We start from the raw sequence: 21868 nt of genomic DNA, 5'->3' as shown, positions 1-21868 counted from the left end.
CCACCAGCCGCCTCATCGGCGACGCCGGCCAGGCGCCCGGACTCTTCCATGACCGCGCCCGCCGCCCGGTAGACGTCCGCGGTGATCTCGAACGCGCGCCGCACGGTGGGCGCGCGCGGACACATCACCATGAAGTCCTGCACATCGGTCCGCCGCCCGGCATGAGCGCCGCCGCCGAAGATCTGGATCTCGGGCAGCGGGACGCGGACCTTGCGGCCGTCCGCCAGATAGCGCCAGAGCGGCATTCCCTCCGCGGCCGCCGCGGCATGGATGGCGGCGAGCGAGGTGGAGACGGCCGCGTTGGCCCCAGACGCGCGCGAAGGCGGGCGTGCCGTCGAGCTGTTCCAGGACGGCGTCGAGGCCGGCCTGGTCGCGCACGTCGCGGCCGACGAGGGCCTTGGCGATCGCGCCGTTCACCGCCGCCGTGGCGCGCGCGACGCCATACCGCCAAACGCCTCGCCGCCGTCGCGCAGATCGATCGCCTCGTGGGCCCCGCGCGAGGCGCCGGCGGGGGGCCATGGCGCGGCCGATCGAACCACCCGCGAGTTCGATCTCGGCTTCGACGGTCGGGCGCCCTCGGCTGTCCCACAACTGCCGGGCCCGGACGGCGGTGATTGTGTGTTTCATCAGGGTCCCAGTCTTGCGAACAGCGCCTGCCGCACGTCCGCGAAGCGCAATCTCTCCGGCCAGCAGCGCGCGAGGCGGTCTCGCGGACCAGCGCCTTGTCCGCCTCCGCCGTCAGGTATTCGACGGCGACTTGCCGTCGATCCTGGCCAGCAGAAGCGTGGCGAGCAATGGCGCCGCGCGGCCCTGGAGCGCCGCGGGCGGCTCCCATTCGACACCGGCGAGATAGCCCGCGGCCAGCGCGTCGAACGCTTCGCCGTAAGCGGCCTTGTGGGAAGGGTTCCAGACGGCCTTGAGCAGCAGATGATTGAGGCAGAATGCGACGTCGAACGCAGGATCGCCGTACCAGGCGCACTCGGCGTCCAACAGCACGGGGCCGTGCGGGCCGACGAGGATGTTCTTGGGGCTGACGTCCCCGTGGACGAGGGCGAGCCGGGTCGTCCGCGTGACCTCGGCGATGGCGCCGATCCGGGCGGCGAGGCCTGGATGCGCCACGGCAGTGTGCGTGAGATAGGGCTCCAGCCGCAGGGCGTCGAACATCGCCGTGGTGTCGAAGGCCCGGGCGATCTCCGGCTCGCGCGCCGTCGCCCGAATGGATGCGCGCCAGCCCTGCGCCGACGGTGGCGGCGAAGCCCGGATCGATGCGCCCAGCGGCGAGTTCGGCTTTCCACACCGGATGATCGACGGGTTCGAACCACGTCATGGCGAAGATGTTTCGACGCCCGTCCGCAGCCAGCACCTGCGGCACGGTCAGGCCGCCCAGTCCCGCCACGACGCGCAGATAGGCAGCCTCGTTGGCCGAGCGCTCGACCGGGGCGCGCCAATCGCGCGGCCACCCGCAGCTTGTCGAGCGCCGCCTTCACGCAGACAGGCCCGCTTCGCAGTTCGACGCGGAACACGTCGCTCGAGACGCCGCCGGTCAGCGGCGCGATCGCCGGCGCTTCATCGGGCGCGGCGAGACCCCGCGTCCCGCAGCCAGCCGAGGATGTCGGACGCCGCCCCCATTGCGGGGATGTCAGAACGTCTGTCGGAAGACGGCCACGTGGGCGCTGTCGATGTATTCGTCGAGGCGGGCGATCTTCCCGTCCCTCAGCTTGACGATCAGGGCGGCCGGCAGGCTCACGCGCTTCCCGTCCTTGCGGGTGCCGCGCAGCACATGCTGCTGCACGAAGCCGTCGGCGAACACTTCCAGGCGTCGGTTGTCATACACGCGGTCGCTGATGCGGCCGACCATGCCCTTCAGTGTCTCGACGTTCTCCTCGCGGGTCTGGATGAGGTCGTCGAAGTTGTGCCAGATCTCGACGTCGGGCGTGTAGCTGTCGCGCACCGTGTCGACGTCGCCCTGTTCGATGGCGTCGAAGAAGCGCTTGGCGAAGGCGCGGATCGCGGCCTCATCCATCGGAGTCCTCCAGGTTGTGATGGCCCGCTCTACTCGGCGGGTTGCAGCTTCCGGCGCTTGGCGAGCGGGGTGATCACGCTCTCGTCGCGGACGCCGTCGGCCTTCATCGGAGCATGCGCCACGTCATCGTCGTCGAACGGCTTGCCCCACCCATGAGGCGAACTCCAGGCACACGCCGTCGGGGTCGAAGAAGTAGACGGAACGGACGAAGACGTCGTCGGTGACCTCGGCGCTGGAGCCGGTCTCCGAGTTGTCGTGGTTGAGGATCTGCGACACCGCGATCCCCTTGTCCTTCAGCTTCTGAACGTAGGCGTCGAACTTCTCGGCCGGTACGTCGAAGGCGATGTGGTTCATCGAGCCATGCGCCGAGACAAAGGAGCCTTGGGTCGGCAACGCGCTTGGGGGAAGCATGGCCTGGTTGAGCGGGAGGAGCGTCCTTGAACCAGAAGAAGGCCAGGCTGTCGCCGTTGCCGATATCGAAGAAGAAGTGCTGGCCCAGGTCGCGGGGCAGATCGATAGTCTTGGTCAGCGGCATGCCCAGGATGTCGCGGTAAAAATTTCACCGTCTCGGCCATGTCCTTGCAGACGAGGGCGAGGTGGTTGACGCCGCGGATCTCGAATTCGGTGTTCGGCTTCGCCATGGCTTCCTCCGTCGCCGTCTGTGCGGCGTGGCGCGGTTTCTGAGAGACGATACCGGCCTGCGCCGCCTCGCACAGCGGCAAATGGGTTTCAGTAGATAGAATCTAAGGTTTTACGCTCAAACGTCAACTTACTTGATGTTCTTGGCCATCACGCTTTCGGGACCTCAGCGGCGCGCGCCACTGAGGAAGTCTGTGGCGTTGAAGCCTTCGGGCGCCGCAACCTCGACGATCGGATCCTCGCGGTTGTCGAACTCCATGCGCAGCGCACGCGTGATCACGGCGTGCATGGCGTAGAGCGTGGTGATGTAGGTGAACTCGAAGATCTCCTCGTCGCCCCAGAAGGTGCGGAGCTTCTCGAACACTTCGGTCGGCGTGCGCCCGTCTCCGAGGGTGAGGCAGTCGGCGTAGGCCAGCACTGCGCGCTCCTTCTCGTCATAGACATCCGACACCGTCCAGTGCGGGATCGCGGCGATCTTCTCCTCGGGGCGCCCAGCGCCCGCATCGCCTCTGCAGTGTTGCGAGAAGACGAACTGGCTGCCCTTCACCCAACCGGCGCGCGTCTGGCCGAGTTCGCGCAGGATTGGATCGATCTTGCGGCTGGGGTGCCGATAGACGGCGAAGCCGTCGACCGCGTGCTGGAAGATGTCAGGGCACAGCGCATAGACCGTCCACCAGTCGCCAGGGTGCCGGTGGCTGTGCCGGGTTCCGAGACCGGGTCGCGGCCAGGTCCGAAGAGACGATCATAGTAGGCGTTGACGACGTCGGCAGTGACTTCCGAGCGCGGGACCTGACGGAGGACGGGCATGGTTCGATCCTTGGGCTTCGAGTGATCAGGACGCGACGCCGGCGGTCATCCGCCGCGCGCCGTTGGCGGCGACGAGGCCTTCCAGATCGTCGCCGGGATAGTCGGGGTCGGCGGACTCGCCGAAGCCGGCCAGCAGGTCGGCGAACTGAGCCTCGGCCAGAGCTTTCCACTCGGGATGTGTGAAGATGTAGAATTCGTCCGCCTCGATGGCGCGGACGACCCGCTCGCCGATCTTGTCGGGCGACATGCCGGAGGCCAGGACCGAGCCCATGTTCTGTGCCGTCTGGGCCGCCTGGCCCCCTTCGGCGGCGCCGGGGCGTAGCTTCTGGGTGGTCTCGACGATGCGCGTGGCGGACATGCCCGGGCACAGCACCGACAAGCCCACATTCGTATCCGCCAGCTCGTTGCGCAGACCCAGCGCGATGCCGAGGGTGGCGAACTTCGAGGAGATGTAGGCCACGGAAATGGGCGGCGGGACGATGCCGACCATGGAGGCGGTGATGGCGACGTGGGCTGGCTTGCCGCTGGCCTTCATGGCGCCCAGGAAGGTGCGGCACGCGTAGAGGTGCGCGTGGGCGTTGACGGCGTAGGCCCAGCGCCAGACGTCGGTGTCGTAGGTTTCGAAGCTGCCCGAGCCGCCGCCGACGCCGGCGTTGCTGAACAGGATGCGGACGTCCCCGAAGTTCGCGGCCGCCTCGCCGGCGGCGGCCCACTCGGCCTCCTCGGCGACGTTCAGCCGGACGGCGAGCGCATCGACGCCTTCGTTGCGGAAGTCCTTGGCCACGGCCTCGACCCGCTCGGCGTCCAGGTCGGCCAGGGATCAGGCGCGCTCCGCGGCGGGCGAGCGCGCGGCCGGTGGCCAGCCCGATGCCGCTGGCGCCTCCGGTGATGAACGCGGTCTGGCCGTTGATGTCTTTCATCGTCAGGTTTCCTCGAGGACCTTGCGGGTGTCGGCGTCCACCACCCGCGCCAGCCGGGCGTAGAGAAGGGCGGAGACCAGTGCGATCGGCGCGGTGGCGATGAGCGCCAGCTTCAGCGGCTGGGCGGCCCCGGCCGCGGCGAAGCCGTCGCTCATCATCCCGATGGCCAGCGGGCCGCCGCCGGGTCCCAGGATGTTGAAGGCCAGCAGCAGCAGAGAGGTGGCGGTGGCGCGCGCCGCGACCGGCGACAGGTTCTGGACCAGGGCCAGGGCGGGGCGACGTACATCGTGCAGCAGATCATCGGCACGCACATCAGCGCGAGCGAGGTCTGCCAGGAGGGAGCCAAACAGGCCAGCGCCAGGGTGGGCGCGGTCAGCAGCATCGAGAGGCCGGGGATCCAGGCATAGGCTTTCGGACTCCGGCGGCCGGCCCAGTTCACCAGGGCGCCGCCGCCCCAGATGCCGACCCCCCATGCAGAGGCCGGCCGCCGGGCCGAACCAGCGGGCGACCTCGGCCAGGGGCATCTGCTGGACCCGCATGAGATAGGCCGGAATCCAGTTCAGCATGCCGGTGCTGACGAAGGCGGCGAGCCCGCTCGCCACCAACAGGATGCGAAGGGTGGGCTTCGAAAGGAACAGCCGCGCCGAGGCCGGGAGACTCATGGCGGCGGCGGGTTTGGCGGCATAGCCGCGGTCCAGACCCCCGCGGACCGGCTCGCGCACGAGCAGGACCAGCAGGGCGGCGGCGGCGAGCCCGACGCCGGCGACCAGGAAGAACGCGCCGCGCCAGCCGAACTGGATCGCCGCCCAGCCTCCGACCGTGGCCCCGAGGAACACCCCGATGGGCCCGTTGACGGTGAAGATCCCGATGATCGCCGGCCGCTTCTCCGGGGGAAGTAGTCGGCCAGGATCGAGAGCGAGGGCGCGGTGCCGCCGGACTCGCCCAGGCCCACGCCGCAGCGGGCGACCGCCAGATGCCAGAAGCTGGTCGCGAAGCCGCAGGCGCCGGTGAACAGGCTCCAGATGGCGCAGGCGCAGCCGACCAGCTTCACCCGGTTGACCCGGTCGGCGAGCATGGCGGCGGGGACGCCGAGCACGGCGTAGAACAGGGCGAAGCTGAGGCCGGTCAGCAGGCCCAGCTGGGTGTCGGAAAGGTGCAGCTCCCGGCGGATAGGCTCGGCCAGCACCGAGAGGATCTGGCGGTCGAGGAAGTTGATGGCCCCGATGGCCGTCAGAACCACCAAGGCCAGGCGACGCCCAGGCCGGGCCGCCGCTGGCGCGGCGGGATCTCACGATGGCGGCCTCGGCCATTTCCACTCCCTCGGGCGTCTGTCGCGCCTTGATCCCGAGGGTCCGGCGGGCTACCCAAGATGTCAAGAAAGTTTACGGTTTAGCCGTGACGAAAACGGGAGGCGCGAGGCGATGGACATTGCGGGACGCACCATTGTGGTGACCGGCGCGGCGGCCGGCATCGGCCAGGCGGCGGCGCTCGCGTTCGCGGAGCTGGGCGCCGGGCGGATCCACCTGGCCGACGTCCATGCGGCGGGCTTGGCCGAAACGGCGGAACGGATCGGCCAGGCGGCGACCGTCCACCGGATCGACCTGGCCGAAGTCGCGAAGATCCCGGGCTGGCTGAACGGGTTGGGCGATTACGACGTGCTGTTCAACAACGCCGGCGTCGTGGCCGGCGCCCCGGCCTTCCCGGAAGCGCCGCTCGAGAAGCTGCAGTGGATCGTCGACGTGAACCTGACGTCGGTGGTCGTGGCGACCCAGACGGCGGCGCAGGCCATGCGGGGACGCGGCGGCGTGATCGTCAACACGGTCTCCACGGTCGTCCTGGGCAAAGGCTTCAGCGACGCCATGTACGCAGCCACCAAGTCGGGCGTGATGATGTTCACCCGCTGCTGCGCCGGCCTGAAGGGCGACTGGAACGTGCGGGTGGCGGGCGTGCTGCCCGGACTCACCGACACGCCGATCCTGCACAAGACCGGCGCCGACGGCGCGGCCGACTGGATGGCGCCGATCCTGGCGAACAACGAGCGGTGCGCGCCGCGCGACATCGCCGACGCCGTGATCGACCTGGTGCGGGACGACAGCCTGCCGGGCGGGGACTGGGTGGCGGTCCGGCGGTCCGGCGGCCGGGTGGAGCGCCAGTGGGGCCACGACGAGCCCGCCTAGACCTCGACCCCGGCGCTCTTGAGCATGTTCTCGCCGAAGAGGTTGGACCACTGCTCCGGCGTCAGCACCGGCCGCGCGCTGGACAGGTTGGCGGCGTTCTTCACCTCGGTGCCACGCTGCACCGCCGGCCGGGCGGCGATGGCCTCGAACCAGCGGTTCACGTTCGGCCAGTCGGCCGGATCGAGGCCGATGGCGCGGATCGCCCGCGTCCACGGCCAGGTCGAGACGTCGGCCACGGAATAGGCGTCGCCGGCCAGGTACTCGGCCTCGGCCAGGCGCCGGTCGAGCACGGCCAGCATGCGCCGCGTCTCGTTCATGTAGCGGCCGACCGGATAGTCCTGGCCTTCCGGGGCGTACCGGACGAAGTGGTGCGCCTGGCCCTGCATCGGGCCGAAGCCGGCCATCTGCCACATAAGCCACTGCATCGCGACGGAACGCCCGCGGGGGTCGGCGGGCATCAGCGCGCCGCCGGCCTTCTCCGAGAGGTAGAGCAGGATGGCGCCTGACTCGAAGACGCAGAAGGAGCCGGGCCCGCCGCCGCCCAGCGGCTCGTGGTCCTCTATGGCGGGAAGCCGCCCGTTCGGATTGATCCGCCGGAACTCGGGCTTCAGGTGGTCGCCCGCCAGCATGTCGTACGGGATCAGGCGATAGGGGAGGCCGACCTCCTCCAGCATGATGCTGACCTTGTTCCCGTTCGGCGTGGGAACGAAGTGGACGTCGATCATGCCGGCCTCCGGAGAACGCAGACAGGGAAAGCTGGCGGGCGGCGCGCCGGGAAGAGGTAGCGCGCCGCCCTTGGCCCCTTAGAAGCGCAGACCCGCCTCAAGCGAGAGGGTGCGGCCTTCCTCGAGGTACAGGATCGCCCGCGGCACAGCCGTGATCGGGGCGGGAAGGTTGAAGCTGGAGCCGGTGGTCAGCTCGTCGGTCAGGTTCTTGCCGACGAAGGCCACATGCCAGCGCTCGTCTTCGGGGCCGTACTGAACCCGCAGGTCGATCTTGGTGTAGCCCTTCTGCACGCCGAAGGTCGGCGCCTGGTTGTCGGCGTTGAAGAACTTCGAACGGCCCGACGCGGCGGCCCGCCAGTCGATCATCATGTCGTTGTCGAGTTCGATCTTCTGATGCACCTGCAGGGTGCCGCTCCACTTCGACGCGTGCTGCAGCGGGGCTCCGGCGATGTTGTTCGCCGCGATGCTGGCCGGAACCGCCGGGTTGCACTGAGTGATCGGCTGCGAGGCCAGGCAGGCCGCGCCCGGATAGTCGTCGTACTTGGCGTCCTGGTAGGCGGCGGCCAGCGTGATGTCGAAGTTGCGCATCGGGAACAGCGAGAGCGAGCCCTCGACGCCCTTCGAGCTGGCGCTCGCCGCGTTCGTCGTCTGGTAGGTGGAGATGGTGGGGTTGTAGACCGAGACCTGCAGGTCCTTGAAGCTCGTGTCGTAGGCCGACAGGTTCAGCACCACGCGGCCGTCGGCGAAGGTGGATTTGACGCCCACTTCGTAGTTCTCGGACTTCTCGGGCCGGTAGATGAACGTCGAGTTCGTCGTCCCGTAGGTGTTGGACACGAAGCCGCCCGACTTCGAACCGCGGCCATAGGTGGCGTAGACCATGATCTGGTCCGAGACGTCGTACTGGGCGGTGATCGAGGGATCGAAGTTGTCCTCGCCCTTGATCTCGCCGTTGGCCGTCGTGTTGACCGGACGCAGCGCGAACGGGCCGTAGCGGAGGCGGCCCCAGAAGGCGCCCGCGCTTGTCGATCGTGGTGTAGCGCAGGCTGCCGATCAGGCGCAGGTCGTCGGTGACATTGAAGGTGCCTTGGCCGAAGACCGAGAAGCTCTCGGCGCGCTGCCGGAACTCGGTGTTGAGCAGGCCGAAGTAGTTCAGCGACGCGATGTTGAAGCCGCCCAGCTGGGTCAGCTGGTACAGCGACTGGTCGTAGTAGGCGCCGACGATGTACTCGAAGCGCTGACCGGTCGGGGACAGCAGCCGCACTTCCTGCGACCACTGGCGGAAGTGCTCGGGATAGCTGTTGTAGACGCTGTTGGCCGTGAAGCCGCCGCCGGGGATCGACTGGTCGAAGTTGTTGACGATGTTCGACCGGAAGAACGAGTAGCCGGTGATCGACGTCAGGGTGAAGTCGCCCAGGTCGAAGTTGCCGGTGGCCGACACCAGCCACGAGGTCGCCTTGGTGCCTTCCGGCCCGATCGGGTTGACCGTGCTGTAGCGGGTCTTGTCCGGGTTCTGGGCGGTGTTCACCGGGCTGGAGACGTTGACGCCGCCGGCCACCTCGCGGTTCGCGTACTCGACCTTCAGCGTGTAGTCGATCGCATCGGTGGGGTTCCAGGCGAGCGTCAGTCGGGCCAGCGCCTGTTCGTTCTGCGGCTCGCGCCGGTCGAGCGCGAGGTTGCGCAGGAAGCCCTTGTTGTCGGTGACCTTGACCGCCAGGCGCGCGCCCAGCGTGTCGCTGATCGGGCCCGAGACGTGGCCCCAGACGTCGTAGCCGCGGAGACTGAAGTTGTAGAGGCCGTTGACCTCGCCCTCGAAGGTCGAGGTCGGGCCCGCCGAGACGATGCTGACGGCGCCGGCCGGCGTGTTCTTGCCGAAGAGGGCGCCCTGCGGGCCGCGAAGGACCTCCACGCGGGCCAGGTCGAAGAAGGGCGACTGGGCCTGGCGGTTCCGGCCGGCGTAGACGCCGTCCATGTAGAGGCTGACCGCCTGGTCGAACGAGAAGTTCGACGGCGGAGAGCCGAAAGCCGCGGATGTAGATGGTGTCGTTGCCGGCGGTGGTCTGCACCGCGACGTTCGGGGCGAACGAGACCAGCTGCTTGAAGTCGTTGGTGTTGAAGTCCTCGATCTTGTCGCCGGAGACGACCTCCATCGAGATGGGCACATCCTGGAGGTTTTGCTCGCGCTTCTGGGCGGTGACGACGATCTCGCCGAGCGTCGAGGCGGAGCCCTCAGCGGTCTGAGCGGCGGCCGCGCCGGCGGCCAGGCTGACAAGCATGGTGGTGCAAAGCAGAACCCGGGCGGTCATGGCCGTCCTCCCCCTTGTGGTTTCGATCCTGTCCGTTGACCGGACTTGAGCGGGAGAGTGGCGCCGTTCTGCGAACTGTCAATTCACTTGACGCTTAGATGTCGAAGAATTGTGACCCTAGGTGAGCCGTTTTGTCCAGTCTTCTGTCGGGTCCGCAACGTGCGGGCGAGGCGCTTTGGCGACTTCCGCTCAGGGTTGCCGAGCGGCCCGCGCACGAGCGATGGCAAACGCGTCCTGGAAGGCCCGGGCGCCGTTCTGGTGACCGATCAGTCGGAAGGTCGCCTTTCGGATCCGCCAACCGTCCGGGGTGCGGACGAAGCCGTGGACATAGGCGCCGCAGGCATGGGCGACGTGCTCCCGCCCGTCCTCCGTCAGGAAGTGGAGGGCGTTGACGTAGGATGTGCAGGTCGCCTCATCGGCCTGGGCCGCGACCCGGAAGTTGGTGACGACGTGCTGAGTGGCGTCGAAGCCCTTGAGGGTGTCCAACCGCTTCAACCAGGCGTCGACTGCGATCGTCTCCCGGATGGAGCCCATCGAGCTGTAGTCGATCTCTACTGGATCCATGAGCAGGCTGCGCATCAGCGCCCAGTCGCGGTCGTCGAGTGCGGACGCATAGGCGACAACCATGTCGGCCAGGATCGTGCGCATGGCCGGATCAGCGGGCGAGGTCGGCATCAGGGGGAGCGTCACGAGGGAAGCGGCGTTCGTCAACAATATTGACGCTCATGGTCGGGGCGGCGGCCTAGGTCCGAGCGTTGCCCACCGTGTACGCCGGCAAGGGGTAGGCGCACGTCGAGCCTGGTCCACAAGGGCATGCGAGCCGATGCGTTGGGCGCCCCGGCGATCGGCGACTGGCCGCGCCCCTGTTTGAGTGTTACATTATAACATGACTCAGACTGACGCGCCTGCCTCGCACGCCTTCTTCAGCCAGGAGGCGGCCGACGCCTACGATCGTCGGAACAGCCCGCTCGCACCCATCTCCGGCGGCTTGCACTTTCTCCTGCGACTCGTTCTTGCGGACCTGCCTGACGACGCGCGGGTGCTTTGCGTCGGCGTCGGCACGGGGGCTGAGATCTTGTCCTTGGCCGCTGCGTACCCAGGCTGGTCGTTCGTGGGGATCGATCCCTCCGAGGAGATGCTAGCCGTTGGACGGCGCCGTCTCGAAGCGGCTGGCGTGCTGTCTCGTTGCCAGCTCTTCAGAGGATACGTGCACGAAGCCCCCATCGGCCCGTTCGACGCCGCTGTCAGCTTGCTGGTCGCGCACTTCATCAAGCGAGCCGATCGGCCAGCGTTCTATTCGGCCATTCATGATCGTTTGAAACCGGGCGGCCGGCTCGCCACCGCCGAGATCAGCGGCGACCTGGACGCTGCGGAGTTTCCCCAGGCGTTGGAGGACTGGAAGCGCGTTCAGGTCCTGATGGGCGCGACACCGGAGTCGCTGGCGAGGCTGGAAGACATGATGCGCGGCGTGCTCGGCGTCCTAACCCCCCACGGAAACGGAAGACCTGTGGAAAGCTGCTGGCTTCCCGCGACCGGTTCCGTTCTTCCAGGCCTTCATGATCAGAGGCTGGCACGCCGTGAAGGCGTAAGCGCCACACAAGCGTCATGCGCCGGAGCCGGGGTCCGGCGAGCGCGCTCCAGCCTCAGCGAGGTCAGAGAGGCTCGGTCCCCGGAGCGGAGCTTGGCCAAGTCCGGGGATCGCCGGCGCGGAGGCTCGCCTAAGCGTCCGAACCCGCCAGCCCCGGCCCGAAGGTGAGGGCGGGGCCCCAGGCGCGGCTGAGGATGCGGGTGAGCTGGCGGAAGTCGTCTTCGCCGAGGCGGGCGCTCAGCTCCTCGGCCTGGATGAACATCGCCTGCTGGGCGTCGACGCGCATGGTCTCGCCGAGCTTGGTCGGGGTGACGATCTTCACCCGCCGGTTCACCGGGTCGTCGGCGAGGGCGACGATGCCGGTGTCGACCATCTGGTTGATGGTGGAGTGGATGGCCTGGCGGCTGACGCCCATGTTGCGGGCGATGTCGGAGGGCCGGTTCACGCCCAGCACGATGTTGGCCATGACCATCGACTGGGGCCGCGTGACTTCGGGCCAGCCGCGGGAACGCAGGTAGTTCTGGAGGCTCTCGTCGCACCAGTAGAACGCCTGCAGCAGCGACAGCAGCAGAGGCTTGAGGTTTTCCTGCGCCGCCACGGGGTACGCCCATTCCCAAATCAGCCAGCGATTTCAGTGGAGCGCTTCACTGGGATTGTCAAAACCGTTGACACCCTGGCCGGGCCTGACGGCAAATCACTTCGATCTCTAAGGAAAAGAAGCGGCGAGGAATCCGGCACATGACCCCATCCGAAGGCACGGTCGCGGGCGACACCCCAGAGGCCCCGGCGGCCGGCCCGTCCCGCGAGGGGGCCCCCAGCGAGGCCTATGGCTTCTATGTCGTTGGCGTCCTGATGGTCGCCTACATGTTCTCGTTCATCGACCGGACGCTGCTGAGCCTGGTGATCGACCCCATCCGCAAGGACCTGGGCCTGTCGGAGACCCAGATCAGCCTGCTGGTCGGCTTCGCCTTCGCGGCCTTCTACACGCTGCTGGGCCTGCCGTTCGGCCGCTGGGTCGACACGCGAGGGCGGCGCAACCTGATCGCCATAGGCATCGCGCTGTGGAGCGTGGCGACGGTCTTCTGCGGGCTGGCCACCAGCTTCTGGCGGCTGTTCTTCGCGCGCATGGCCGTGGGGGTCGGAGAGGCCACCCTGTCGCCGGCGGCCTATTCGATCATCCCCGACTATTTCACGCCGAAGCGGTTGGGCTTCGCCATGGGGGTCTATTCCTGCGGCGTCACCCTGGGCGGCGGGCTGGCGATGCTGCTGGGCGGTCTGGTGGTGCAGTGGGCGGCGACGGCCAATCCGGTGCTGCCGGTGGTGGGGCAGGTGGCCGCCTGGAAGGTGCCGTTCCTGGTGGTCGGGCTGCCCGGCCTGATCGTGGCGCTGGTCGTGTTCACGACGGTGCGCGAGCCGCCGCGGCGGCTGGAGAAGGGCGGGGCGGCCTCGGTGGCGCCCAAGATCTCGGAGGTGGTCGGCTACCTCTGGCGCAACAAGCGGGTCTATGCGCCGCTGTTCGCCGGGTTCTCGGCCATCGTCATCGCCGGCTACGCCTTCAACGTCTGGGGCCCGGCCTATTTCATGCGCGTGCACGGCTATACGCCGGCGGGCGTGGGCGTGATCTACGGCATCGGGTTCGCGCTGTTTGGAACGCTGGGCGTGCTGAGCGGCGGGGCGATCTCGGACCGGTTCGCGGCGAAGGGCGCCCTGGACGCGCCGATCCGGGTGTCGATGTGGTCGGCGGTGATCCAGGCGCCGCTGTTCGTCGGCGCCTATCTGGCGCCCGCGCCGCTGGCGGCGGCGGCGCTGTTCATCGTGGCGCTGTTCTTCGGCAGCATCTACGGCGGTCTGCAGGCGGCGGCCATCCAGGCGCTGACGCCTAACCGGATGCGCGGCCAGGTCGCGGCGCTGTACCTGACCATCGCCAACATGATCGGCCTGGGGCTGGCGCCCACCTGGACGGCCTGGATGACCGAGCACGTCTTCGGCGGGCCGAAGATGGTCGGCGTCTCGCTGGCGGTGACGACGGTGGTCTCGCTCTCGGTCGGCGTGCTGCTGCTCGCGCTCGCGATGAAGCCTGCGCGCCGGCAGATGGAGCAGCTGCTCTGAGCGACGCACAAAAGCTTAGTATTCTATGTAATTGGGTGTAGCTTCCTTTCCAACAAGCCCCGCGCCAGCGCGCGACGGGGCGCACATGGGGAGGAATGCTATGACCACGCGTCTCGCGTATGGCGCTTCCGTGGCCGCCATGGCGGCGGCTCTGGGCGCCGCCTGGCCAGCCCTGGCTCAGACCGGAACTCAGGTCGAGGAGATCATCGTCACCGCCCAGCGGGTGGAGGAGAACCTCCAGGACGCGCCGGTGGCGGTGACGGCCTTCAGCGCCGCGGCCCTGGCGCGGTCGAACGTGGAGACCCTGGACGACATCGCCATCCGCACGCCCGGCTTCAGCATGGGCAAGGTCGATCCCATCCAGCAGAACTTCGCCATCCGCGGCATCGGCTCGGCCCAGGGGATCAGCCAGAACGCCGGCGGCGACCCCTCGGTGGTGCTGTTCGTGGACGGCATCTACGCCGGCCGCGGCGGGGCGCCGGATCTCGACGCCCTCGACCTCGAGCGGGTGGAAGTGCTGCGCGGTCCGCAGGGCACCCTGTTCGGCAAGAACACCATCGGCGGCCTGGTGCAGTTCGTCACCCGCAAGCCCGACGACGAGCCGGCGCTGCGCATTCAAGGCCAGCTCGGCAACTACGACCGCCGGGCGTTCAACATCCGCGGCAACCTGCCGATCAGCGAGACGCTGGCGGTTGCCGGCGGCGCATCGATCAAGAAGCGCGATGGTTACGAGTTCAACGAGACCACGGGCAACCGCGTCAACAACGAGGACCTCAGGACGGCCCACGCGGCGCTGCGGTTCCGGCCGACCGACGCCCTGGACGTGGTGCTGGCCTTCGACGTCACCGACCAGGACCAGAAGGGCAATCCGCGCGACAACATCTGTCCGACCAGCTTCAACAACGGCGTCCACTGCGTGGGCGTGAACCCCGACCCCCGGATCACCAACGCCTACACCGACGGCGTGATGCGCCGGCTGCTGAAGACCTACCGCGCCGAAGTGAACTGGAAGACGCCCGTCGGGACGCTGACCTCGATCACCGGGCTGCGCGACGTGAAGCTGAACTACGTCACGCCGTTCTTCGCCAATCCGGTCAACCCGCCGACCCAGATCGAGTCGACCGAGACCGGCTACGAGAAGAACCAGCAGTTCAGCCAGGAGGTGCGGCTGGCCTTCGACCTCATGGACGCGCGGCTGCGCGGCCAGGTGGGCGCCTATTTCCTGACCGAGGACATCAACCGCACGGCCTGGCTGTTGCAGCAGTTCCCGGCGCCGGCCCAGACGGGCCTCGCCACCTATCCCCAGGCGGTGGACTCCAAGAGCACGGCCCTGTTCGGCCAGCTCAGCTACGACATCCTGCCGAGCCTCACGGCCACCGTCGGCGCACGGATGACGTGGGAGGAGAAGGAGGGCCACTTCATCGGCCGCAAGATCAGCGGGCCCGGCCGGCCGCCGCCGCTGGGCGCCGAGGACTACGACGTCACCGCCGACGAGAGCTGGAAGGCCTTCACGCCGAGGTTCGCCCTGGACTGGAAGCCGACCGACGACATCCTGCTCTATGCCTCGGCCGCCCGCGGCTTCAAGAGCGGCGGCTTCCAGGGCACCGCCGGGACGGCCGCCAGCCAATCTACGCCCTACGATCCCGAGTTCGCCTGGAGCTATGAGGCCGGCGCGAAGACCCAGTGGCTGGACAACCGGCTGCGGCTGAACCTTGCGATGTTCAGGACCGACTACAAGGACCTGCAGGTCAGCCAGCTGGTGCCGCTGTGCTGCGTGGTGGTCGGCAACGCCGCGACCGCGAAGATCGAGGGCGCCGAGCTGGAGTTCGTGGCCCGGCCGTTCGACGGCTTCCAGATCGACGGCAGCTACGCCTGGCTGAACGCCAAGTTCGAGAGCTTCGCCACCGGCGCCACCGCCAATTACAGCGGCAACCGCTTGCCGCGCTCGCCCGAGGACAAGATCAACATCGGCGTGCAGTACGAGACCGAGCTGGCCGGCGGCTGGGGCGTGCTGGCCCGGGTCGACTATTCCAATCAGTCGAAGATGTACTTCGAGGCCTCGAACATCCCGCAGCAGAAGCAGGAAGGCTACATCAACTGGGACGGCCGGATCGCGGTCAGTTCGCCCGACGACCGGTGGGAAGTCGCCGTCTGGGGCAAGAACCTGTCGGACGAGCTGGTGGCCACCTACGTCACCTACTTCGGCCTGTTCCGGCAGACGCTGGTGCCCTACCAGCCGCCGCGGACCTACGGCGTGACGCTGACCTGGCGGATGTAGCCGGCTGACGCGCCAGGCGGCCTATTCGGCCGCTTCGGCGCCCCGGGCGTTCCGCGTCGTGAAGGTCCGCCAATCCGCGGTCCTGGGCACGACGCCCTCGAAGGAGGCGAGGTCGACCTGGCGCGTGGCCGAGGTCGTGCCGATGGCGGGCTCCCCGTTCTGCACCGCCTTGGCGGCGGCGACCATCTGGCGGCGGAACTGGATGATGGCGACGTCGGACGAGCCGAGGTGGTCCTCCGAGCGGTCGGCGATCGGGCCCATGCTCTCCCACATGGCCATGTCCTGGGCCGGGATGCCCTCGATGCCGGTGAAGTCGCCGGCGGCCATGGCGGCGCGGTCCTGCAGGAAATGGTTCTGGAGGTTGCGCTTCTTGGTCCAGTCGGCGTTCAGGTCGACGCCGGGCACGGCGGCGCAGAACTTCCGCCAGGCGTCCTGGCCGATGCCGCCCGTCGGATGCCAGGCGATCCAGTAGAACATGCAGTTCACGTCATCGACCGGCACCAGCATCTGGGCCAGGTTGTACTTGTCGTTCGGCGGGATGAGCACCGTGAAGGGCGCGATGAAGACCGTGCTGCGGACATAGACGTGGGTCTCGGGATCGCGGATCGGGCGACGCAGGGCGGCGTAGTGGAAGCCGTAGTCGGTGACCTCGGCTTCGAGGCGCGGGGCCTTGTCGTTGGACGGCCGCAGCCAGGCGGTGTCGGTCGCTGTCGAGCCCTCGACCTCGGCGGTCGGCATGTTGGTCGAGTGCAGGCTGGAGGAGTGGGCGCTGTCGATCGAGCCCTCCAGCACCTGGGCCCAGTTGCAGGCTGCATGCATCTTGACGATGGCGATGTTGGTGTCGGGCGTCGGAGCCCAGGCTGGCGTCTCGAACGGCCGGACGGCGTCGGCCTCCCCCAGCCAGGCCCAGACGAACCCTCCGGCCTCGTGGGCCGGGTAGGCGCGGGCGCGCAGGTTGCGCATGCGGCTGTCGGCGGGCTCGGACGCCATGTCGACGATCTCGCCGTCGGCGGCGAATTTCCAGCCATGGTACAGGCAGCGCAGGCCGCAGTCCTCGTTCCGGCCGAACGCCAGCGACGCGCCGCGGTGCGGACAGCGTTCGTCGAGGACGCCGACCACGCCCTTGGTGTCGCGGAAGGCGACCAGGTCGACGCCGAGCAGGCGGCTCTTCACCGGCGCGCCGTCGGAGACCAGCTCTTCAGACATGCAGACGGGCAGCCAGTGCTGGCGCATGATCCGGCCCATCGGGGCGTCGCCTTCGACGCGGCAGAGGAGGTCGTTGTCGGCAGGTCTCATGGCGGGGTCACGGCCGTCGTTGCAAAGAACTTAGAACTCGAAGTATTTAATCAGCCGGGGTCCGCAGTGTCCAGAAGGCGCTTCGGCGGGCGGCGACGGGAAGGGCATGGCTGACCGCATCATCCGCTTCGGGGTCATCGGGCTGTCGCGCGGCTTCGTGCTGAGCCGGGCGATGTTCGCCGACCCGCGGGTGGCGCTGGTCGCGGCGGCGGATCCGCGGCCGGAGGCGCGCGGGGCGTTCGAGGCGGAATTCGGCGGCCAGACCTATCCCGACGCCGAGGCGCTGCTGGCGGATCCGGCGGTGGAGGCGGTCTACATCGCCTCGCCCCACGGCCTGCACGCCGCCCAGGCGATCGCGGCGGCGAACGCCGGCAGGCACATCCTGGTCGAGAAGCCCATGGCGCTGAGCCGGGACGACGCGCGGGCGATGAGGGCCGCGGCCACCGCCGCGGACGTGATCCTCCAGGTGGGGCCGAGCCATGGCTACGACCCGCCGGTCGCCGCAGCCGCGGACCTGATCGCCGGCGGCGCCTATGGGCGGCTGCGGATGCTGACGCTGATGACCTTCACCGACTTCCTCGACCGGCCGCGGACACCCGAGGAGCGGGCGGCGGGCGTGGTGCTGAGCCAGGCGGCGCACCAGGTCGACATCGCCATGCGGTTGGCCGGCGCCGAGGTCCGCAGCGTTCGGGCTCGGGTGATGGGCGAGGCGGCGGGCGCCTACCAGGCCATGCTGACCTTCGAAGGCGGCGCTTCGGCCCAGCTCACCTATTCGGGCCACGGCCGGTACGATACCGACGCCCTGATGCACTGGGTGGGCGAGGTGGGCCAGGCGCGCTCGGCGGCCGACTACGGGGCGGCGCGGGCCCGGCTGGCCGCAGGCGACGAGGCCGCGCTGAAGCGGGGGCGGGCCTATGGCAGCGGGCCTCCGGCGGAGTTCCAGCGGGTCGGCCACGAGCACTTCGGCTTCGTCCTGGCGAGCTGCGAGCGGGCCGACCTGCGCCCCACGCCGCACGCGGTCGAGATCTACGGCGACACGCGGGAAGTCGTCCCCGTGCCGCCGACGGCGGTCCCGCGCCAGGGGGTGATCGACGAGTTCTGGACGGCGGTTGTCGACGGGCGGCCGCCGCGGCACGGCGGGGCCTGGGGCGAGGCCAACCTCGCCGCTTGCCTGGCCATCATCCAATCGAGCGAGGAGGGGCGGGAGGTCGCCCTGGGAGGAACCCGATGAGTCGCCTGAGCCTGACGCTCGCCTGCTGGGACTATGACCGGACGCGGGCGCTGGCCGACGGCCGCGTGCAGCCCGAGGGCATCGATCTCAATCTCCTGCCGCTGGACGTGGAGGAAACGTTCTTCCGCATGCTGCGCGGGCGCGAGTTCGACGCCTCGGAGATGTCCCTGTCGTCCTACTGCGTTTCGCTGCACAAGGAGGATCCGGCGTTCATCGCCATTCCGGTCTTCCCGTCGCGGTTCTTCCGGCATTCCTGCATCTTCGTCTCGGCGAAGAGCGGCATCCGCGAGGCGAAGGATCTGGTCGGCAAGCGGGTGGGCGTGCCGGAGTACCAGATGACCGCGCCGGTCTGGATCCGGGGCATCCTGTCCGACGAGTACGGCGTCGCGCCGGACAGCGTGGACTACTTCACGGGCGGCGAGGAAGAGCCGGGCCGCGACGAGAAGCTGAAGCTGAGCCTGCCGCCGCAATTCAGGGTCACGCCGATCGGTCCGGACAAGACCCTGGCCCAGATGTTGGCCGACGGCGAGATCGACGCCCTACACACGGCCCGGACGCCGTCCACGTTTTATTCGCGGCCCGACGACGTGAAGCGGCTGTTCCCGAACTTCGTCGAGGTCGAGAAGGACTACTTCAGGCGGACCGGCTTCTTCCCGCCGATGCACGTCATCGCGTTGCGGCGGGACGTCTATGAGCAGAACCGCTGGATCGCCCGGTCGCTGCTGAAGGCGTTCGAGGCCGCTCAGGCGATCGCCTACGACAACCTCAAGGTGACCTCGGCGATGATCTCCATGCTGCCGTGGCAGGTGGCGGCGGTGGAGGAGGCGGTCTCCGTGTTGGGGTCGAACTGGTGGCCGTACGGCGTCGCGGACAACCGCGCGGTGCTCGACACCTTCCTGCGCTACCACCACGAGCAGGGGCTCTCGAAGCGGCGGTTGACGGTGGAAGAGCTGTTTGCGCCCGAGACCTTCGAAGCGTTCAAGATCTGATGGACGTGAAGCCCGAAGACAGCCTGGGCTTCCAGGTCCGCCGCTGTCACCGCGCCTTCGAGCGGGTGCTGACCGAACACCTGGCCGAGCACAAGGTGTCGGCGGGTTTCTGGGGCTTCCTGCGGGCGCTGTGGCAGGAGAACGGAGCGACCCAGAAGCGGCTGTCGCAGCTCAACAACGTCACCGAGCCGACTGCGGTGACAACGCTGAACGGGATGACGAAGGCCGGCCTTATCCGTCGCCAGCGCAACGCCGAGGACCGCCGCAAGCAGAACGTCCATCTCACCCCGGAAGGCGAGCGGCTTAAGGCGGAGCTTCTGCCGATCGCCGGCCGCATCAACACCCTGGCCGCCGAGGGCATCGATCCCGAAGAGCTTCGCATCACCCTCAGCGTTCTGCGTCGGATGAGCGAGAACCTGTCACGCGACACAAGCGAGGAAACCGCATGATCACCTTCTACGGGGGTCCGACGCCCAACGGCCGGAAGGTCGCCATCCTGTTGGAGGAGCTGGGGCTCGAGTACGAGTATCGCCTGGTGGACATCCTGGCCGGCGACCAGTTCAAGCCCGACTTCCTGAAGCTGAACCCCAACAACAAGCAGCCGGTCATCGTCGACCCGGACGGCCCGGGCGGCGAGCTCGTGCTGGCCGAGTCCGGCGCCATCCTCTGGTACCTCGGCGAGAAGCACGGCGGCGGCTTCGTGCCGGCGGAGCCCAGAGCGCGGGCGATCTGCCACCAGTGGCTGATGTTCCAGATGTCGGGCGTGGGCCCGATGTTCGGCCAGAATGCGCACTTCAGCTTCTACGCCAAGGACAAGCACCCCTATTCGATCGACCGCTACGCCAACGAGGTGAAGCGGCTGCTCAAGGTGCTGGACGAGCGGCTGGCGCAGAGCCGGTTCCTGGGGGGCGAGGACTACACCGTCGCCGACATCGCCACCTATCCGTATGTGTTGCGCCAGATCGAGCTGCGGCCCGCGGAGCTCGCCAACCTCGCCCGCTGGGCCAAGGAGATCGGCGCCCGTCCGGCGGTCCAGCGCGGCATGGACGTTGGGCGCTCGGATCTGCGGAAGGAGACCATCGAGGGCGGCCTCTCCGGTCTCTCCGAAGAGCAGCGCTCGATCCTCTTCGGCGACCGACAGTACGCCCGCAGCTAGAGGCGATCCGTCGGGCTGCGAAGCGGCGCCGTTAAGATCCGGGTAAGCACCTTGGCCGCCTCAATGCGAGGTCGGCGGATGGCCGTACCTGCCCAGATGGCGAGGCGAGATGAGAGAGGCCCAGAGGCTGTCGCTGGCGTTCGGGTTGATGTCGCTGGCCGCCGTGGCTGCGGGAGCCTGGATCTGCGCCCGGCATGACGTCCCAGCCAGTGTCTGGGGACGGAACCTGGCGGCTTGGCTGGGGGGCGGGCTCGTCGCCTTGGCCATCGCGCGATGGGCCGGTGCGCGCTTCCTCGCAGGCGTGCTTGTCGCCTCGGTGGCAGGCCTGGTCGCTACGTTCGCCAGTGCGGGGCAGTTGGGCGTCCATCGATGGGTCGGATTGGGGCCGCTGACCGTCAACGTGGCGATGCTGCTGGCGCCGGCGGCGCTGGTGTCGGTCGCGGTCATGCGGCAGCGGTTGTGGCCCTGGCTGGCGGCCCTGGCGGGCCTCGGACTGCTGGTCCTCCAGCCGGACGCTTCGCAAGCGACAGCTTTCGCTGCGGCGCTGATCGCCCTGGCGCTGCGCCGCGGCGAAGGCGCTCCGAGGCGCCGCGCCTTCGCCGCCCTGTCGGCGGCGCTGGCCGCCGTCGCGTGGCTGCGCCCTGATCCGTTGGAGCCGGTCCCGGAAGTCGAACAGATCCTGCAGCTCGCCTACGCCGTCGCCCCGACGGCGGCAGGGTTCGCCCTGGTGGCGCTCCTGGCGGCCGCTGCAGCGCCCGGCGTCCTGGCGCGGAATGGCGGGGCCGACGCGCAGGCCGCGGGCTTTGCGCTCAGCGTCTACCTGCTGCTCACCGCCCTGATGCCCTTCCTCGGCGCCTTCCCGACTCCGTTGGTGGGCGTGGGCCTGAGCCCGGTGCTCGGCTGGTGGCTAGGCCTCGGCGCTCTGGCGGCGGTGGTGCGGCGGAGCTCTTGCGCGGAGCGAGCCGCGGCTTCGCCCCGCGCGTGAAGCCGCCGTGTGCCGGTCAGCGCCGGCGACAGGATCGGGGGTCGCGGAGCGCGTCTTCTAGCTCCGTCGCGCTCTTGAGCCACCGCCGGCTCAAGAGTGTGTGAATGACATGACCAAGATAGAACTTTTGTCTGCGACGCCCGGTTGGGCGCCGCATGTCAAAACACGTCCAAAGACTAGCGGTTGTAATAATACTTTTAGTTGTGCCGATTTTATCGATACACGGACCTGTATGGGCCAAATCACCACTTGGGCTGATAAATGGCGACGACATACCACCTGCGGTATATTTGAGCGGCCCTAGCGTGACCGGGCGAACGACGGAGCAGCTGTTTGATCGACGCGAGGATGTCCACCGCTTCTGCAGCGAGCATCTGAGCGTCCCGTCGCAGGGCGTGTACTACGCCTGCTACATCCCGGCTCTGGACCTCGTGGTCCTGCCGAGCGCCAGGGCTTGGCCGGACAAGGCCGGTCGCAAGGCGCTGCGGGTCCACGAATGGGCGCACGCGCGGGGCTGGCGCCACCCGTTGCGACTGGGGACGCGCACAGCCGCGGTGAAGTGATCCGACGGGCGCGCGCCGCTGACCTCCGCTGCGGCGGATCTCCTGTGTCGCCCGCTTGAAGCGCCGCGCCGGTCGCGGG

General features: G+C 68.6%; 21 protein-coding genes and 5 pseudogenes. 10 read left to right on the top strand and 16 right to left on the bottom strand.

Annotated elements, in window-relative coordinates:
* The 9 genes and pseudogenes from LRS10_RS21645 to LRS10_RS21610 all read right to left on the bottom strand — a co-directional run.
* A pseudogene (locus tag LRS10_RS21645) lies at positions 1 to 245 on the bottom strand (hypothetical protein); the annotation flags it as partial.
* 79 nt (positions 246 to 324) lie between these two features.
* Positions 325 to 627: pseudogene (eno, locus tag LRS10_RS25425) on the bottom strand (phosphopyruvate hydratase); the annotation flags it as partial.
* A gap of 111 nt (positions 628 to 738) precedes the next feature.
* Complete coding sequence (locus tag LRS10_RS21640; RefSeq protein WP_257839041.1) at positions 739 to 1164, bottom strand: phosphotransferase; 426 nt, start codon at positions 1162 to 1164, stop codon at positions 739 to 741.
* A gap of 475 nt (positions 1165 to 1639) precedes the next feature.
* Entirely contained in the window at positions 1640 to 2023 is a 384-nt protein-coding gene (locus LRS10_RS21635; protein ID WP_257835463.1) for a nuclear transport factor 2 family protein, read from the bottom strand.
* 123 nt (positions 2024 to 2146) lie between these two features.
* Positions 2147 to 2434, bottom strand: a complete 288-nt coding sequence (locus LRS10_RS21630; RefSeq protein ID WP_374570839.1) for a VOC family protein — start codon at positions 2432 to 2434, stop codon at positions 2147 to 2149.
* A 394-nt stretch (positions 2435 to 2828) separates the two neighbouring features.
* Positions 2829 to 3242 (bottom strand): carboxymuconolactone decarboxylase family protein, encoded by a 414-nt coding sequence (locus LRS10_RS21625; protein ID WP_257839239.1) that lies wholly within the window; start codon positions 3240 to 3242, stop codon positions 2829 to 2831.
* A 252-nt stretch (positions 3243 to 3494) separates the two neighbouring features.
* Positions 3495 to 4253, bottom strand: coding sequence for an SDR family NAD(P)-dependent oxidoreductase (locus tag LRS10_RS21620; protein ID WP_374570836.1), 759 nt, complete (start codon positions 4251 to 4253; stop codon positions 3495 to 3497).
* A gap of 138 nt (positions 4254 to 4391) precedes the next feature.
* A complete protein-coding gene (locus LRS10_RS21615) occupies positions 4392 to 5231 on the bottom strand; it encodes an MFS transporter (protein WP_257839237.1) in 840 nt (279 codons plus the stop codon).
* Positions 5232 to 5305: 74 nt separating this feature from the next.
* Positions 5306 to 5629, bottom strand: a pseudogene (locus LRS10_RS21610) (MFS transporter); the annotation flags it as partial.
* Positions 5630 to 5810: 181 nt separating this feature from the next.
* On the opposite strand from LRS10_RS21610, the gene LRS10_RS21605 reads away from it, so the two are divergent.
* Positions 5811 to 6566, top strand: a complete 756-nt coding sequence (locus LRS10_RS21605) for an SDR family oxidoreductase (RefSeq protein ID WP_257839040.1) — start codon at positions 5811 to 5813, stop codon at positions 6564 to 6566.
* Here LRS10_RS21605 and LRS10_RS21600 read toward each other — a convergent pair.
* The 5 genes and pseudogenes from LRS10_RS21600 to LRS10_RS21590 all read right to left on the bottom strand — a co-directional run bounded on the left by LRS10_RS21600 (position 6563) and on the right by LRS10_RS21590 (position 10269).
* Positions 6563 to 7291, bottom strand: a complete 729-nt coding sequence (locus tag LRS10_RS21600) for a glutathione S-transferase family protein (protein WP_257835458.1) — start codon at positions 7289 to 7291, stop codon at positions 6563 to 6565. The two genes, LRS10_RS21605 and LRS10_RS21600, sit on opposite strands and share 4 nt — an antisense overlap.
* Positions 7292 to 7369: 78 nt before the next feature.
* Positions 7370 to 8266, bottom strand: a complete 897-nt coding sequence (locus LRS10_RS21595; protein WP_257839236.1) for a TonB-dependent receptor — start codon at positions 8264 to 8266, stop codon at positions 7370 to 7372.
* 883 nt (positions 8267 to 9149) lie between these two features.
* Positions 9150 to 9266 (bottom strand): annotated as a pseudogene (locus LRS10_RS25420) (TonB-dependent receptor plug domain-containing protein); the annotation flags it as partial.
* A gap of 49 nt (positions 9267 to 9315) precedes the next feature.
* Positions 9316 to 9564 (bottom strand): annotated as a pseudogene (locus LRS10_RS25415) (TonB-dependent receptor plug domain-containing protein); the annotation flags it as partial.
* Between the two features lie 219 nt (positions 9565 to 9783).
* Positions 9784 to 10269, bottom strand: coding sequence for a nuclear transport factor 2 family protein (locus LRS10_RS21590; RefSeq protein ID WP_257839039.1), 486 nt, complete (start codon positions 10267 to 10269; stop codon positions 9784 to 9786).
* 211 nt (positions 10270 to 10480) lie between these two features.
* On the opposite strand from LRS10_RS21590, the gene LRS10_RS25410 reads away from it, so the two are divergent.
* Complete coding sequence (locus tag LRS10_RS25410; protein ID WP_374570831.1) at positions 10481 to 11350, top strand: class I SAM-dependent methyltransferase; 870 nt, start codon at positions 10481 to 10483, stop codon at positions 11348 to 11350.
* Here LRS10_RS25410 and LRS10_RS21585 read toward each other — a convergent pair.
* Positions 11313 to 11780 carry a MarR family winged helix-turn-helix transcriptional regulator gene (locus LRS10_RS21585; RefSeq protein WP_257835455.1) on the bottom strand — a complete coding sequence of 156 codons (468 nt, stop codon included), beginning with the start codon at positions 11778 to 11780 and terminating at the stop codon, positions 11313 to 11315. The two genes, LRS10_RS25410 and LRS10_RS21585, sit on opposite strands and share 38 nt — an antisense overlap.
* Positions 11781 to 11920: 140 nt before the next feature.
* Between LRS10_RS21585 and LRS10_RS21580 the strand changes: the two genes are divergently transcribed.
* Positions 11921 to 13291 (top strand): MFS transporter, encoded by a 1371-nt coding sequence (locus tag LRS10_RS21580; RefSeq protein WP_257835454.1) that lies wholly within the window; start codon positions 11921 to 11923, stop codon positions 13289 to 13291.
* 100 nt (positions 13292 to 13391) lie between these two features.
* Entirely contained in the window at positions 13392 to 15569 is a 2178-nt protein-coding gene (locus tag LRS10_RS21575) for a TonB-dependent receptor (RefSeq protein ID WP_257835453.1), read from the top strand.
* Positions 15570 to 15590: 21 nt separating this feature from the next.
* Here LRS10_RS21575 and LRS10_RS21570 read toward each other — a convergent pair whose 3' ends face one another.
* Positions 15591 to 16865 (bottom strand): Rieske 2Fe-2S domain-containing protein, encoded by a 1275-nt coding sequence (locus LRS10_RS21570; protein WP_257839038.1) that lies wholly within the window; start codon positions 16863 to 16865, stop codon positions 15591 to 15593.
* Positions 16866 to 16971: 106 nt separating this feature from the next.
* Here LRS10_RS21570 and LRS10_RS21565 point away from each other — a divergent pair, with 106 nt between their 5' ends.
* The 6 genes from LRS10_RS21565 to LRS10_RS21540 all read left to right on the top strand — a co-directional run bounded on the left by LRS10_RS21565 (position 16972) and on the right by LRS10_RS21540 (position 21789).
* A complete protein-coding gene (locus LRS10_RS21565) occupies positions 16972 to 18096 on the top strand; it encodes a Gfo/Idh/MocA family protein (protein WP_257839037.1) in 1125 nt (374 codons plus the stop codon).
* On the top strand, positions 18093 to 19085 hold the full coding sequence (locus LRS10_RS21560) for an ABC transporter substrate-binding protein (RefSeq protein WP_257839036.1): 993 nt from the start codon (positions 18093 to 18095) through the stop codon (positions 19083 to 19085). Before LRS10_RS21565 ends, LRS10_RS21560 begins: the two co-directional genes overlap by 4 nt.
* The gene (locus LRS10_RS21555) at positions 19085 to 19534 is read left to right on the top strand and encodes a MarR family winged helix-turn-helix transcriptional regulator (RefSeq protein WP_257839035.1); all 450 of its coding nucleotides are present in this window, start codon (positions 19085 to 19087) and stop codon (positions 19532 to 19534) included. Before LRS10_RS21560 ends, LRS10_RS21555 begins: the two co-directional genes overlap by 1 nt.
* Positions 19531 to 20241 (top strand): glutathione S-transferase family protein, encoded by a 711-nt coding sequence (locus LRS10_RS21550; RefSeq protein WP_257839034.1) that lies wholly within the window; start codon positions 19531 to 19533, stop codon positions 20239 to 20241. Before LRS10_RS21555 ends, LRS10_RS21550 begins: the two co-directional genes overlap by 4 nt.
* A gap of 109 nt (positions 20242 to 20350) precedes the next feature.
* The gene (locus LRS10_RS21545) at positions 20351 to 21226 is read left to right on the top strand and encodes a hypothetical protein (RefSeq protein ID WP_257839033.1); all 876 of its coding nucleotides are present in this window, start codon (positions 20351 to 20353) and stop codon (positions 21224 to 21226) included.
* A 305-nt stretch (positions 21227 to 21531) separates the two neighbouring features.
* Complete coding sequence (locus LRS10_RS21540) at positions 21532 to 21789, top strand: hypothetical protein (protein ID WP_257839032.1); 258 nt, start codon at positions 21532 to 21534, stop codon at positions 21787 to 21789.
* The last annotated feature ends 79 nt before the right edge of the window (positions 21790 to 21868 follow it).

Source organism: Phenylobacterium sp. J426 (genome assembly GCF_024699945.1).
In the GTDB taxonomy this organism is placed as follows: Bacteria; Pseudomonadota; Alphaproteobacteria; order Caulobacterales; family Caulobacteraceae; genus Phenylobacterium.
The sequence above is the reverse complement of the archived record's forward strand: the minus strand, read 5'-3'. Positions and strand labels throughout refer to the sequence as shown.